The organism is Serratia sp. J2 (assembly GCF_046269175.1).
GTDB classification, from domain to species: domain Bacteria; phylum Pseudomonadota; class Gammaproteobacteria; order Enterobacterales; family Enterobacteriaceae; genus Chania; species Chania fonticola_C.
In genome coordinates, this window is the sequence record NZ_JBKABN010000001.1 from 137,054 (window position 1) to 149,980 (window position 12,927).

The following is a 12,927-nucleotide window of genomic DNA, read 5'->3' on the forward strand; positions in this document are numbered from 1 at the left end:
CAACTCCTATGTTTTTGGCACCATAGCGCCAACTTGACGCAACAGAAAGCAGCATAACCAAGCATTGAAGGTTAGACAATCTACCTGCCGGAGTTTGTACCTGATAACCACCATGCATTATGTGTAAAACACATATTATTTCGTATTCAAAAATCAGGAAATCGCGCAGATGAGAGAGCACACCAGGAACTATACAAACGCACTCCCCCGCATCGGTTTAGCGTTCCTGGGGAATATGCGCCGAGATTTGGCAAATGTGCCAGGCGGCTACGCCACCTACACCACTGAAAGCGGGACGCTGTGGATCACCAGAAATGGCAACGGGTACACGGCCACCATTAATGGGTATTCGTTCACGCTATCACTGACAACTACCCAAGCAGGTTACGGTATGCGCCATTGGTACCTATGCCCACACTGCCACCAGCGATGCGCAAAGCTCCATATCGGGCGTAAAGATATTGCCTGTCGTAAGTGCTGGGGGCTTCACTATGCCAGCCAGAGCGAGGATACATTAGCCAGAATGCGCCGGTTAATCAGAAGCAAGCGTCTTGCCATCTGGGGCTATGACACACCGGACCTAATGAACCTGGCCAAAGCGCCTTTTCAATTCGCCAAACCCAAAGGTATGAGATGGGAAACGTTTGAGCGTAAACGCGGTCAGTTACTCCGGTTGGAGGAAAGCTATTGGCACGCATTCATGCCGGTTGTCGAACGCTTAGCGAGTGGTGTGTATCGCAAGGCTAACCGAGCGTAAAATCGGCCAAAGTACTATATCCCTTACCAACTGGAGTCAATGCCATGTTAAACCGCCAAACCATAGAACAGGTGCTAATCAGCGCAGCACGCCAGCAAGGTTTTACACTGAATGGCAAAGATCTGCTGGATATCCGCACTAATGTAGCGGTATCACTGGCGGCCAAGGAGCGCCACCGGCAGCGCATGAACGCACCAGCTTACCAGTGGAAGAAGCCAGCACCCCGCCGATAACTGCTTGGGCTAATGCTCACAGAAGAGAGATTCGCACTGAAAAGGCCAAATCAGAGCGCGAACAAGCTAACGATTTTCTACGCTGTAACTGCGCAGAAACGAAACCGGTTACTGCGCAAAAGAAACTGCACAGTAATTCTCAAGTAAATAGGGCGAAGGCCCCACATGGTAAGGTTTCACTATTTCCGCTCTACGCAAAACTGTTGCGTAGGCTGTACCGAAATGTACCGGTAAAGTGCGCAATTTCTGCGGTCTGAGATGAAGGCTGATGAGGTGGATTGTCTTCCCCGGCGTGAAAGACGGCAAGATTACGGCAAGGCCATAGGTTCGGTATATGAATTGCAGGATAGTGGGTGTAAGCGCAGAACCACAACAAGATCACAACAAGATAGACACTGCTCCAGCATGAAGATCGGCACTGAACCAACAGAAAAAATCCGTTTGTTGGTTCAAAATGGCCTTTTGTTGGTTCACTTTTAGAAAATAAAACCATATAAAACAATCATGTTTACAGATTGAACCAACTGAACCGACTGAACCAACATACTTTTGCTTATATAGATAAATGTCAGGGAAAAAACGCTTTCAAACGGTGGAATCACGATTCATTCTGTATAAGCTTCTAGTCATGATAATTTGAAAAGGAGGACACAAATGCTTTCCGAAGCCTTGCTTGAAGAGTTACGTTATAGAGGTGAAGGTTCTGATTTGGACTATAAATCAGAGCGTTACAATTTTTCCAGGAAGGTTGGCGACGAAGAAAAATCAGAAATGCTGAAGGATATCCTAGCATTGGCAAACACACACAGGGAAGGCACCGCCTATATCTTGATGGGCTTCAAGGAAAATCCACCGCATCCAGCAGAGGTCGTAGGGTTATCCAAAGAAGGAGTTATTGACGATTCGCGGCTTCAGGAGTTTGTTAACGGAAAACTAGAGACTAAGTTGACTTTTCGATACGAAGAGCGGCTTTTTGATGGCAAACATATCGCTGTGATCTCCATTCCGAAACAACAACGACCGTTCTACCTAAAGAGGGACTTCGGTAAATTAAGCAAGGATACGGTTTATGTACGTAGGGGAAGCTCTACAGGAATAGCTTCTCCAAGAGAGATTGCGATGATGGGGGCGGCCAATTTGGCAAGAGGGGATGCTCAAGTAACGCTCGTGTTTCAAACCGCAGAAAACCAGCTCTTGCCATATGCCTTCGAAAAGAGTTTTCTAAATTTTCCAGATGATTTGCCCGATTTTGAGCAAAGAAATAGTGGGATGTTTAGTGTCGGTCAAATTGTGAATAGAGATTATTGGCGTGACTGCGCAAGGTACCATTCTAGTAGTAAACGGTTAATACAAGTGAGGCTGTCTCTTTCCAACCAGTCAGATTTTTCTCTTAGAGATGTGTACTTGGAAATCACATGCTGCTGTGCAGAGGGGGGATCTATGTCGTTACTGCGAGCTGACGATCTACCCCAGGAACCAGATTCGGAATTACGCTTAGATGGTATATCTTCTTTTCTAGAACATGCAAAACGACAAATGCGCGTAGATGAACAAGGTAGCGAGCCTGTAGTACACGCTACGTTGGGCACTGTACGGCCAGGCCAAACGATTCGTACTGAGGAGGATTTGGCAATACTTCCATCAGGCCCAGGAAATTATGTTCTTTATGTGCGTATCTTTGCTAACGAAATTCCTAATCCAATATTGTTCGAACACTTATTTAGCGTTTCTGGCAAAGTAATGGAGAAGGGGATTGTAGACCTCAATCAATTGAACCACTCTGCATTAAGCGGCAACGACGACTAAACACTAACAGGATTGGAAGCTTACGGCATGGTTCGCAGAAGAAAGGTACACAAGCAGGTTCGTACCGAAAAGGCGGTTACAGAGCGCGAACCAAGCATAGGGCGCGTGCTTAAATCAGCTTAAACTTTTGACAGGGTATGACAGGATCACGGGCAATGGCAACGTTACCAACAGAGGTTAAGGCTTTCATTGTTCAGGCGCTGGCCTGTTTTGATACGCCGACTCAAGTGGTCAAGGCCGTACAGGCAGAATTCAACCTGAACATAACGCGCCAGCAGGTGGAATCGCACGACCCCAATAAAGCCAATGGTAAGAAGTTGGGCCAGAAGTGGATTGAGCTTTTCCACTTCACCCGCGAACGACTCCAGAATGAAATCGCTGATATTCCAATAGCCCATAAGGCCTGCCGGTTGCGGTCACTTGATCGGATGGTTGCGCAGGCCGAAAGTGCGAAGAACTACGGTATGGCGGCACAGCTTATAGAACAGGCGGCTAAAGAGGTCGGGGGTGCTTTTACCAACCAACAAAAGCGAGGGCGTTCCAGGAGGTGAAACTGGTATCCAAACGGGAGGTATCCACTCAGGTATCCACCGAAAAAACTATTTCAGATTGGTAACCACGGTACGCAAAGCAGAAGTACGCAGACCGGTACGCACCGAAAAGGTTGTTTTGAATTGCGTACCTGGTATCTTGCGCCGGGTATCCACTTTGGTATCCACCAGATAGGTACTACCTGAGCGGATACCGGAAAAAGATTCCGGTAGTGCCATGCGAGGTAATCGAGCCACAAAGGCAACCGCTCCAGATGCGGGATAATCCCGTATGTACCAGAGGACAAAAAAGTGCTGTGGATAATATTTCAGCGGCGGAATCGGTTAACGGTGACCGACGCGGCTGGTTATCATAATGGCTACCAGATAGTGGTTCATTCGATTTCAACCGATATCAGATTTTTCGCCCTTCCAGATGGCACTTGTAGGCAGTTCCTCCATGCTCGCCAATAAGCCAATCTACAGCCTGTCCTGAAAGTCGATTGATTGACACATTTGACACTAACCCCCAAGTTTTCTTATCCCTTGATCCTTCTATCTTGTACTCAATTACTTTGTCGGTGATGGACGGGCGTATGACTCGGAACCAAGTATCATCCCGGCCCTGTGGTTCGCCGTTGATGTCTACAATTACAGCTTCGACAAACCAGGTAGTGGATTGGCCGCTGCTAACACATGAATTACCTGAGGCGACTCGCATGTCAAAACATAGCTTATCCTGTGATAAGTAAGGAGAAGGCCAAATGCCGGTGGCGGTTTGGTCATTTTCATTTTGTGGCTGACACACGATAAGAGAGGGCTCTGCTGCTATCGCGGGCAGGCTTATGAGAAGGGAAAACGCAAAGCATTTATAGTTCATATCGTTAGCTATCCGTATCAGAGGTAAAAGTATCATAGGGTTATAAAACGGGATAATAACGTGGGTCAAGTGTTACACATCTTGCTATAGATATATCGAGGTGCTAAACGCAAATGGTGTGGTGTTGAGACTCGCGGATGACAAGGTAGATTTATTGTTCGGCTAATCATTCTTATGGCTGGGAACTTCTTAAAGCGGATTGTACCAGAGGACAAATATGTCCTCTGGCCGGATCTCTGTTCAAGGTACTCAGGTTTCAACCAGCGGTAGCCGTAGGGTGAAAAGTGAGCAATCTAGGCGGCACAAAAACATTTGGGGGTATAATTGGGGGTATGATATGAAATTGAATATAAAAATATTCATATAAATCATTTTATTATTATTTTAAATCGACTCCTGTAGGGATTAAAATCAATAGCTTACGATAAATTGGTCAACGGCAGTTACAAGCGATAAAATTTATGTAACGGCTGGTGTGATACCACTCAGTTTTAAGTCACTACGTAATACCTTGTTTGAATAAGCTTTATCAGCAAGAACTGCCTAGCCTCGATGCTTCATAAAACCATTTTTTCTAAGAACGCCGATGCCATCTTATAGCCGTAACGCAAACTGACTTTCATGAGCTTGACTCGCATTCAGCGCGGTATTTAAAGGGAGACTATTTCCGTCTGCTGCCAGATGGATTTTTGTGCCATACCCAGCCCATGAGTACTGGTTATATCGGGATGTTTTTTTGGGCATCGACAGCAAAACGTATTGCACGAATATTGCTACCATCCAGAGATATAGCAGACCAGTCGAGCAACTTATACTCATCAAAAATGCAAAGTAACTTATTGAATATAGAAATAATGATGCTTTTTTTTGCACACTGGTTGAAACGGTTGTAGACGGTTTTCCATGATCCATAGAGTTCGGGTAGATCACGCTAGGGAGCCCCAGAGCACAGCCCCCAAAACATGCCATTGATGACTTTGCGGTTTCCAATATAGGGATGCCTAGGGTGCAGAGAGCGTTCTGGAGGTAATAATGGCAGGATGAGTGCCTATGTAGCATCAGGAAGATCGTAGCGAGCCATGACGATAACTGTATGAAAGCTAGGTGATTAGCATACCATTTTTAATTGAGGGATAGAGCCTAAGTGCACTTTGCCTGTGGGTTCATTGCGTGTAAAAAATCCTATTGGAATAGGTAATTATTCACAAAGCCATAGTAATCAGTTATGTTGCAGGTGATCCTATATGAGGTCCAATATTCTATGGAGGGCATATGAGTAGTACAAAGCTAGCTCATGAACGATTTGCATTTCTGGAGATGTTGGCCTTTTGGATGGGAGAAGTTCGTAATAAAGACCTTGAAAACCAGTTCGGCATAACACGACAACAGGTATATAAAGACTTTGTTCAGTATCAAAATATGCACCCCAATCATCTCATCAAGTTAAATAAAGCACATTATGTTTTTGCTGATGACAAGCAGCTACAATATTTTCATGGTGGGTTAGATGATTTTCTTGCTTGGATCGAAACTGGCTATTTTGTACTGGCTCCCCGATTACCCAATTCCTGTGCAACTCGGCTTGAATTACCTGAGCGCAGAATATCCCGTCAAGTAATAGCTACGTTGATGAAAGCTATTCATCAAAATTTACGGATAGAAGTGAACTATATCTCGCTATCTCATCCTGAAAATGAAGGGCGAATTTTTAGCCCACACAGCATTATCAAAGCGGGAAGCCGCTTCCATGTGCGAGGGTATTGTGAAAAATCGCAAGGATTTCGTGACCTTGTGCTAAGTCGCTTCAGAGAAAATGCAGAGATTGAAGGCTTATCACCTCATTCTATTGTTGAAGATGAAGCCTGGCAAACTTATGTCACGTTAGTTTTATCACCTGATCCACGGTTAAGCCCCGTCCAACAAGATGTTCTTGCGAACGATTATCAGATGAAGAATAAAAAGCTTTGCATAAAAACCCGTGCGGCCCTTGTTGATTATTTGTTAAGAGAATTACAGGTAAATACTAAATATCTTGATGGAAAACCTGAAGCTCAACAACTGGTGTTGGTAAACAGAGATGACATCAAGCAATGGCTTTTTAACAGTTAGTGAGTGCATAAGTAATAAGTTAGTAATCTCAGTTAACCTGAAGTTTTGTACAGTATTGTGAAGTTTCTTTGTAAGCAGCAAGCTCTCATTCCTATGAAAGACCTGATTTGGTTATGTCCTGTCAAATCTATTTAACGCCTAGTGGATAAACTGTTTTGATCAAGGATGATTGATAATGAGACGCTTAACAAAAAAAACTTCGCAAACCAATAATATAGTACCTGCGCTTCACTTCGAAAGTTGCCCGGCTAAAACTTGGGCGCTTAGCGATGTAACCGTAGTTCAAGGTCGTTCAGTACCGTGTCACTGCCAGATTGTTGGCGAAGTTGCTCGCCACCTGATATCTGGTTTCCCTGAGCCAATGCGAGACCGTTTGTTTCCGCCGGGGAGTGAAATGGCTGCGGGTAGCCATGATATCGGCAAAATCAGTCCAACTTTTGTGGCAAAGATACTCTCAGCCTGCGGTATCGATTACACAAAAATGCCGGAGTTGGACGGAGTAGACCCCGAACTTGAGAAACAATGGGGAGGGCATGCCGGGGTCAGTCAGGCCACAGCGGAAGAAATTGGAGTACCGAAATATGTTGCCGAAATCCTTGGTCAACATCATGGTTTTACCCCATCGGTTGATGATAAACGTGGCAATGCAGACGTCTTTGGTGGCCCCAACTGGTTTGATGAACGCAAAAAGCTGGTAGCAGCGCTGAAAGAATACCTGCAAGCCGATTGGCCAAAGTTTGACTCCGCAGTTCAAGCCCGTGTCGTCGCTGGGTTGACTTCAGTCGCCGACTGGATCGGCTCCGGCGAGTTTTTTGAAAACCCTGACGAAGATTGGCGGCCAAATATCGCTACAGCTTTGAATGATGCTGGTTTTATCAAGCCTGTCATTCACAACGGGCTGTCTTTTACTGAAGTTTTTGATCCTGTAAATCTCACTATGCAACTGCGTGAACCTCAGTCTCTTTTTGTTGAACAGGTATCAGGACCAGGGGTCTATATTCTCGAAGCTCATATGGGGATGGGAAAAACTGAGGCGGCCTTATATGCCGCTTATCAGTTATTGTCGCAGGAAAAAGCAACGGGTATTTATTTTGCGTTACCAACCCAATTAACCTCCAACAAGATTTACGATCGCTTCAATGCTTTTCTGGAGCAAATCGTTAGCGCAGAAACCCCCAAACGGGGTTTGTTGCTGCATTCCGGTGCCTGGTTGCTGGATACTGAAATAGGTGAAGAAGGCCGCCCTGGCGGTTCATGGTTCAACCAAAATAAGCGCGGTTTACTGGCTCCATTCGCTGTCGGCACTATTGATCAGGCGTTAATGGCTGTTATGAACGTCAAACACGGTTTTGTCAGAGCCTTTGGTTTGGCTGGCAAGGTCGTCATCCTGGATGAAGTGCACAGCTATGATCTCTATACGGGTACTATTCTCAACGAACTCGTAACCTTTCTGCGACAAATAGACTGCACCGTGATAATTCTCAGCGCGACCCTTAGCCAGGCACGGCGTGAAGCTCTATTACAACAGGCAACAACCAGCACAGCCTACCCACTAATTACGGCTGTATCCGCAGTGGCGAAAAAAAATAAGCTGGTGGAGGTGGGAGTAACCGCTGTGGATAGTCCTCCTGTAATACTTCAATCATACGATCGAAATGAACAAGCATTAGAAGAGGCACTTAAACGGGCAGTTCAGGGCCAGCAGGTCTTATGGATTGAAAACACAGTTTCTGAAGCCCAACAGCGGTATCTTGATATCGCCAGCCGGGCCACACAGGTGGGGTGCGAAACGGGCTTGTTACATTCGCGTTTTACCCCCCAACACCGGGCAATCAACGAAGATCGTTGGGTAGCTCTCTATGGTCGGGCAGGATGGCCCCAACGTGCAAACTGTGGGCGCATTCTGGTCGGTACACAGGTACTGGAGCAGTCACTCGACATTGACGCTGATTTTCTGGTAAGTCGCTTTGCCCCCACCGATATGTTGCTACAGCGTCTTGGTCGTCTTTGGCGGCACGCAGATACCCCTCGCCATTCCAGTGCTAAACCAGAATGCTGGTTGTTGGCCCCAACACTGGAGTGTGCACTGGCAAATCCTAACTCTGCCTTTGGCTTGAGCGCCATGGTGTACTCGCCGTATGTATTGTGCCGTAGCCTTGAAGTTTGGAAAGACATGCAGTCCGTCCGCTTACCATCGGGCATTCGCTCTTTAATCGATCAAACCTATGCCGAGCGGACTGAAAGCGCGCAATGGGCAAATCTGTTACACGAATTGAAAAACGGCAGCCGGTTCCGTACTGGCGAGCAGGCCCAACAAGCGCTAGCCAAACTGACTTTGTCTAAAGGCGGGAAAACATTACCTGAGCACAAAGCGGAAACCCGCTATAGCGATCAGGACACTCACGATCTGTTGTTACTGCGCAGCTTACGCTCACAAGATGGCATAACCTATATCCGTTTACTCGATGGTGGCGAATTAACCCTGCCTCATAACCGCCACCGCCTTACCAAAGCGGAGTGGCGGAAACTGGCCGTAGCACTTAACCAGCAACTGGTGCGAGTCAGCCCGGCTTATTGCCCGCCCAAAACCGCTAAACATGAACTGGAAAAACTGCACCTGGATGAGGTGTTTTATCTTGGCCGCCCAGAAGACGACGAAGCTTTGCTGCGTGTTGCCATCGTCAACAATTCGGGAGAGTTGCTCACTCTGGACGGCTACCCGGCTGGCGATAAATACCTCCTTGAGTACCGAGAAGATCTTGGCTTCCGGGCCATTTCCAATAAGGAATAAACGATGGAAAACCGCTTTAACTTGATTGATGAATCCTGGATACCGGTTGTGGATGTGGGCAGGGTCAGTCTGAAAGAGATCTTTAGTAACCCGCAATTACGTGCTTTAGGTGGTAACCCGGTGCAGAAAATTGCAATAACCAAGCTGCTATTAGCTATCGCTCAGTCGACTGCAACACCTGATGATGACGATGACTGGAAATATATGGGCTGGCAGGGCATGGCGGATAAATGTCTAAATTATCTTGATAAATGGCATGATCGATTTTATCTGTACGGTGAAAGGCCGTTTTTACAGATGCCAGCTATTCGGGCCGCTCTAGTCAAGTCTCTGGGCGTATTGTCGCCAGAGATCAGTACTGGCAACACAACGGTACTAACGGAAACCCAGCAAGAACAGCAAGCCAATGATGCTGATAAAGCCATTACCATTATCGTCCAAATGGGATTTGGCCTCAGTGGCAAGAAAACCGATAACTCGGTGGTATTAACGGCTGGTTATCAAGGTAAACAAAATGACAAGGGGAAGTCTGCCAGCGGCAAAGCCGGTATTGCGGTTGGCCACATGGGGCTATTGCATTCTTTCTGGTTGGGTGACGCTATTGCGCACAGTGTTTGGCTGAATTTGTTTACCTACGAGGATATTGCTGAATTGGCAATGTATCCGACTCTGGGAATCACTCCTTGGGAACTTATGCCCGCGGGGGAAGATGATGACATTGCCCGAGCGTTAAAAGAGTCACTGATTGGCCGACTTATTCCAATGGGTAAATTCTGCCTTTTGGCGGATGACGGCATTCACTACACCGATGGTATTGCTCATGCAGGTTATCTGGAAGGAAAGGCAGACCCGACGGTTTCGGTGGATTTTTCTCAGAAAAAACCGAAAGCATTATGGGTAAATCCTAGTAAACGTCCTTGGCGAGAACTAACCTCGTTATTGCAGTTTGTCGAGCAAAGCAAAGCGGCTGGTTTTGACACCCTGCAACTAAAACGCACATTGAAACGTGTATCCCGCAGTGCCGACCAATTTGCTCTCTGGTCAGGCGGTTTACGGGTCAGCAGTAATGCCGGAGAGCAATATGCATCCGGTACTGACGACTACGTTCAGTCTGAAATATGGTTATCATCTCGCTTGCTTGGGAGTGTGTTTCTTGAATACCTAAAACATGAAATGACACAACTCGAAGCTATCCAGAAACTGCTTTGGGGAGCGGTTGTTCGTTATTTCCGTCAGCTATCTGATATTGACAAATCAGGTACAGGCAAGGCTCAGCCCTTTGTCGCAAGTCAGGCTGAAAAAGCAACCGGAACCTTCTGGCAACTCTGCGAGCGCCAGGCTCAGTTTTTGATTAACGCTTGTGACATGACCGAAGAAGCTAGGCTACAGCGTCTTCAACTGCGCAAAACCTTCGCTGCTTACGCTATTCAAGTATTTGACCAAGTATGCCCAAACGACAGTGCTCGTCAAATGGACGCCTGGGCTCAAACTCGCCCCAATTTTTCTAAATATTTAAACGCTGACTAAGGAGAATACCTATATGGTTCAAACCCCTGCAGACACGGCCCCCAAAAATCCTGGCAAACAATCCAGAACTGAACGATTCGTCAACTACGTACTTGATCGTATCAAAAAGGACAACGGTTTTGCCGCTCAGCTCAAACGTGCCGACAACCCCGCAACCGAATATCAAAGCTGGGAGTTACTGGCTCATTTTGGCGTTGATCTCGAAAAAGAGTGGAAGCGGCTGCCCTATTGCACCGTGGGTGCCGCCCTGGCAAAAGCTAAACCCGCGGCCAACGGCAAGTTACCTTTTGGAGCAGCGATTGCCGCCTGCTTTGACGAGGGGAGCCAGTCAGATCAGGCCAAGGCACGCCTGCGCCGCCTGCTGGCCTGTACCAGTACGAGTGAAGCTTGTCGTATTTTGCGGCCATTGCTCACACTGATGACAAACCGTGGTGTGACACCTGATTTCGTTCAACTGTTGGAACAATTACTGTGGTACTCAGGTAACAGGCAGGAACAGATTCGCGCTCGTTGGGCGCAAGAGTTCTATCGTCGCACCGCTGAGGTGGACGAAATAGCAACGGAGTCCACACATGACTGAGCTATTTGCAAGTGCCTTGCACCTCGATCGTGCAGCTGTTAAAGCGTTGAAAATGACCGATGCCTATTCGTTGCACCGGGTCGTATACAGCCTGTTTACTGATGAACGAACTGAAGCCGAAAAACAGAGCCATATCGCAAGTGGCATTGTTTATGCCGATCAGGGTGGTGACTTTTATAGCCGCAAAGTGCTGATTGTTTCAGACCGGCAACCGGCAACACAGGTAGATGGGCAATACGGCAAAGTGATCAGCAAACCAATCTCTGATGCCTTTTTGGCTAACTCTAACTATCGCTTCAAGGTGCAGGTGAATCCGGTGCGCAAGGATAAACAGAGTGGTAAACGTGTCGCGGTAAAGGGTCGTAGTGATATCGCTCAATGGTTTTTACAGCGTGCAGCCAATAGCTGGGGTTTTGAGGTGGCTCCCCAAACCCTACAGGTAGATTCCATTGAAGTGCTGCAATTCCAAGATAAAGTCGGTCGCCAGGTAACACTTGGCAAAGCTCATATTCAGGGGCAATTCACTGTGACCAACCTGCAGCAATTTCACAACAGTTTTAAACATGGTATTGGCAAGGGACGCGCGTTTGGCTGCGGCTTGTTGCAAATAGTGCCGATCATTGATAATCCATTTTATTGATTTTTAAAGTATCTTTTACAAGGACAATATTATGACTAACCAATATAAAAATACCCGCATTGAATTCCATATTCTGCAATCTTTCCCAGTTACCTGTCTTAACCGAGATGATGTCGGTGCCCCTAAGTCAGCCATCATCGGTGGCGTGCCACGTGCACGAGTGTCGTCACAATGCTGGAAACGTCAAGTACGTCTTGCCATGCCCGACTTTGGTATTCGGCTGGGGGTTCGCAGCAAAAAGATAGCGACCATGCTGACCAATGAGTGCCTGGCGTTAGGGGCCAGCGAAGCACAGGCGACTCAGTGTGGTGAGGTAATGGCCGCATTTTTTTCCGATGATACGTTGTTATTTATAAGTGATGCCGAAGCCAAAGCGTTTGCCTCTTATGCACAGGAAAACGGTTTTGAGGCATCGAAGCTGAAGGACAAAGAGCTGGTAAAAGTGTCCAAAAAAGTCGTTAACAAAACGCTTGATGCACTCGATATTGCGCTGTTTGGGCGCATGGTCGCCAAGGCACCGGAGATGAATGTCGAAGCGGCAGTCTCATTCGCACATGCTATCTCAACCCATAAAGTGACCAACGAAGTGGAGTTTTTTACGGCGATAGATGATTGTAAAACGGAAGACGAAAGCGGTTCTGCGCATATGGGCAGTTTGGAATACAACTCAGCAACTTACTACCGTTATGTGAGCCTTGATCTTGGACAACTGGAACAGACGTTGGGAGAGGGCGCTGACCTTAAGGCCGCTGTAGATGCCTTTGTAAAGGCGCTGTATATCGCCGTGCCAGATGCCCGTCAAACAACACAATCTGGTGCGTGCCCGTGGGAATACGCCCGCGTACTGGTGCGTAAAGGACAACGCCTGCAAGCATCTTTTGAACAACCAGTAAAAAGTAAAGGCGAAGGTTTCTTCCGCCCGAGCAAAGACGAACTTAACGCCTGGCTCGACAAAAAAGAAAAGCTATCTGGTTCGCTGTTTGGCAAACAAGGGGGTTATGAATGGGGTGATAACCTTGAATACAGCATCGATAGCCTGATTGCTGATCTACAGTCTCATCTGTGAGGGAGATA

General features: G+C 47.0%; 12 protein-coding genes and 1 pseudogene. 10 read left to right on the forward strand and 3 right to left on the reverse strand.

Annotated elements, in window-relative coordinates:
• Positions 1 to 169 precede the first annotated feature (169 nt).
• From ACKWMY_RS00655 to ACKWMY_RS00670, 4 genes are all read left to right on the forward strand, one after another.
• Positions 170 to 757 (forward strand): hypothetical protein, encoded by a 588-nt coding sequence (locus ACKWMY_RS00655; protein WP_409485735.1) that lies wholly within the window; start codon positions 170 to 172, stop codon positions 755 to 757.
• A gap of 44 nt (positions 758 to 801) precedes the next feature.
• Positions 802 to 990, forward strand: coding sequence for a hypothetical protein (locus ACKWMY_RS00660; protein ID WP_409485736.1), 189 nt, complete (start codon positions 802 to 804; stop codon positions 988 to 990).
• A 654-nt stretch (positions 991 to 1,644) separates the two neighbouring features.
• Complete coding sequence (locus ACKWMY_RS00665) at positions 1,645 to 2,796, forward strand: helix-turn-helix domain-containing protein (protein WP_409485737.1); 1,152 nt, start codon at positions 1,645 to 1,647, stop codon at positions 2,794 to 2,796.
• A gap of 155 nt (positions 2,797 to 2,951) precedes the next feature.
• On the forward strand, positions 2,952 to 3,347 hold the full coding sequence (locus ACKWMY_RS00670) for a DUF2280 domain-containing protein (protein ID WP_409485738.1): 396 nt from the start codon (positions 2,952 to 2,954) through the stop codon (positions 3,345 to 3,347).
• Between the two features lie 48 nt (positions 3,348 to 3,395).
• On the opposite strand, the gene ACKWMY_RS00675 is transcribed toward ACKWMY_RS00670, so the two are convergent.
• The 3 genes and pseudogenes from ACKWMY_RS00675 to ACKWMY_RS00685 form a co-directional block, all read right to left on the reverse strand.
• Positions 3,396 to 3,584 carry a hypothetical protein gene (locus ACKWMY_RS00675; protein ID WP_409485739.1) on the reverse strand — a complete coding sequence of 63 codons (189 nt, stop codon included), beginning with the start codon at positions 3,582 to 3,584 and terminating at the stop codon, positions 3,396 to 3,398.
• A gap of 157 nt (positions 3,585 to 3,741) precedes the next feature.
• Positions 3,742 to 4,206 (reverse strand): hypothetical protein, encoded by a 465-nt coding sequence (locus tag ACKWMY_RS00680; RefSeq protein ID WP_309206147.1) that lies wholly within the window; start codon positions 4,204 to 4,206, stop codon positions 3,742 to 3,744.
• A gap of 465 nt (positions 4,207 to 4,671) precedes the next feature.
• Positions 4,672 to 5,248, reverse strand: a pseudogene (locus tag ACKWMY_RS00685) (IS5 family transposase); the annotation flags it as partial.
• Between the two features lie 230 nt (positions 5,249 to 5,478).
• On the opposite strand from ACKWMY_RS00685, the gene ACKWMY_RS00690 reads away from it, so the two are divergent.
• The 6 genes from ACKWMY_RS00690 to cas7e all read left to right on the forward strand — a co-directional run bounded on the left by ACKWMY_RS00690 (position 5,479) and on the right by cas7e (position 12,919).
• Positions 5,479 to 6,315 carry a WYL domain-containing protein gene (locus tag ACKWMY_RS00690; RefSeq protein ID WP_261445871.1) on the forward strand — a complete coding sequence of 279 codons (837 nt, stop codon included), beginning with the start codon at positions 5,479 to 5,481 and terminating at the stop codon, positions 6,313 to 6,315.
• Positions 6,316 to 6,490: 175 nt separating this feature from the next.
• Complete coding sequence (gene cas3, locus ACKWMY_RS00695; protein WP_409485740.1) at positions 6,491 to 9,106, forward strand: CRISPR-associated helicase Cas3'; 2,616 nt, start codon at positions 6,491 to 6,493, stop codon at positions 9,104 to 9,106.
• Between the two features lie 3 nt (positions 9,107 to 9,109).
• Positions 9,110 to 10,633: a type I-E CRISPR-associated protein Cse1/CasA gene (gene casA, locus ACKWMY_RS00700; RefSeq protein WP_409485741.1), complete on the forward strand. Its 1,524-nt coding sequence runs from the start codon at positions 9,110 to 9,112 to the stop codon at positions 10,631 to 10,633.
• Between the two features lie 13 nt (positions 10,634 to 10,646).
• Positions 10,647 to 11,213: a type I-E CRISPR-associated protein Cse2/CasB gene (casB, locus tag ACKWMY_RS00705; protein WP_409485742.1), complete on the forward strand. Its 567-nt coding sequence runs from the start codon at positions 10,647 to 10,649 to the stop codon at positions 11,211 to 11,213.
• The gene (cas6e, locus tag ACKWMY_RS00710; RefSeq protein ID WP_261445867.1) at positions 11,206 to 11,853 is read left to right on the forward strand and encodes a type I-E CRISPR-associated protein Cas6/Cse3/CasE; all 648 of its coding nucleotides are present in this window, start codon (positions 11,206 to 11,208) and stop codon (positions 11,851 to 11,853) included. Before casB ends, cas6e begins: the two co-directional genes overlap by 8 nt.
• 31 nt (positions 11,854 to 11,884) lie before the next feature.
• Positions 11,885 to 12,919 (forward strand): type I-E CRISPR-associated protein Cas7/Cse4/CasC, encoded by a 1,035-nt coding sequence (gene cas7e, locus ACKWMY_RS00715; RefSeq protein ID WP_261445866.1) that lies wholly within the window; start codon positions 11,885 to 11,887, stop codon positions 12,917 to 12,919.
• The last annotated feature ends 8 nt before the right edge of the window (positions 12,920 to 12,927 follow it).

What these genes read in the sequence shown, in the direction of transcription:
- ACKWMY_RS00680 (WP_309206147.1), bottom strand. Translation starts at nt 4,206, where the DNA reads ATGAACTATAAATGCTTTGCGTTTTCCCTTCTCATAAGCCTGCCCGCG.
- ACKWMY_RS00660 (WP_409485736.1), top strand. Translation starts at nt 802, where the DNA reads ATGTTAAACCGCCAAACCATAGAACAGGTGCTAATCAGCGCAGCACGC.
- ACKWMY_RS00655 (WP_409485735.1), top strand. Translation starts at nt 170, where the DNA reads ATGAGAGAGCACACCAGGAACTATACAAACGCACTCCCCCGCATCGGT.
- cas6e (WP_261445867.1), top strand. Translation starts at nt 11,206, where the DNA reads ATGACTGAGCTATTTGCAAGTGCCTTGCACCTCGATCGTGCAGCTGTT.
- cas3 (WP_409485740.1), top strand. Translation starts at nt 6,491, where the DNA reads ATGAGACGCTTAACAAAAAAAACTTCGCAAACCAATAATATAGTACCT.
- ACKWMY_RS00670 (WP_409485738.1), top strand. Translation starts at nt 2,952, where the DNA reads ATGGCAACGTTACCAACAGAGGTTAAGGCTTTCATTGTTCAGGCGCTG.
- ACKWMY_RS00665 (WP_409485737.1), top strand. Translation starts at nt 1,645, where the DNA reads ATGCTTTCCGAAGCCTTGCTTGAAGAGTTACGTTATAGAGGTGAAGGT.
- ACKWMY_RS00690 (WP_261445871.1), top strand. Translation starts at nt 5,479, where the DNA reads ATGAGTAGTACAAAGCTAGCTCATGAACGATTTGCATTTCTGGAGATG.
- cas7e (WP_261445866.1), top strand. Translation starts at nt 11,885, where the DNA reads ATGACTAACCAATATAAAAATACCCGCATTGAATTCCATATTCTGCAA.
- casB (WP_409485742.1), top strand. Translation starts at nt 10,647, where the DNA reads ATGGTTCAAACCCCTGCAGACACGGCCCCCAAAAATCCTGGCAAACAA.
- casA (WP_409485741.1), top strand. Translation starts at nt 9,110, where the DNA reads ATGGAAAACCGCTTTAACTTGATTGATGAATCCTGGATACCGGTTGTG.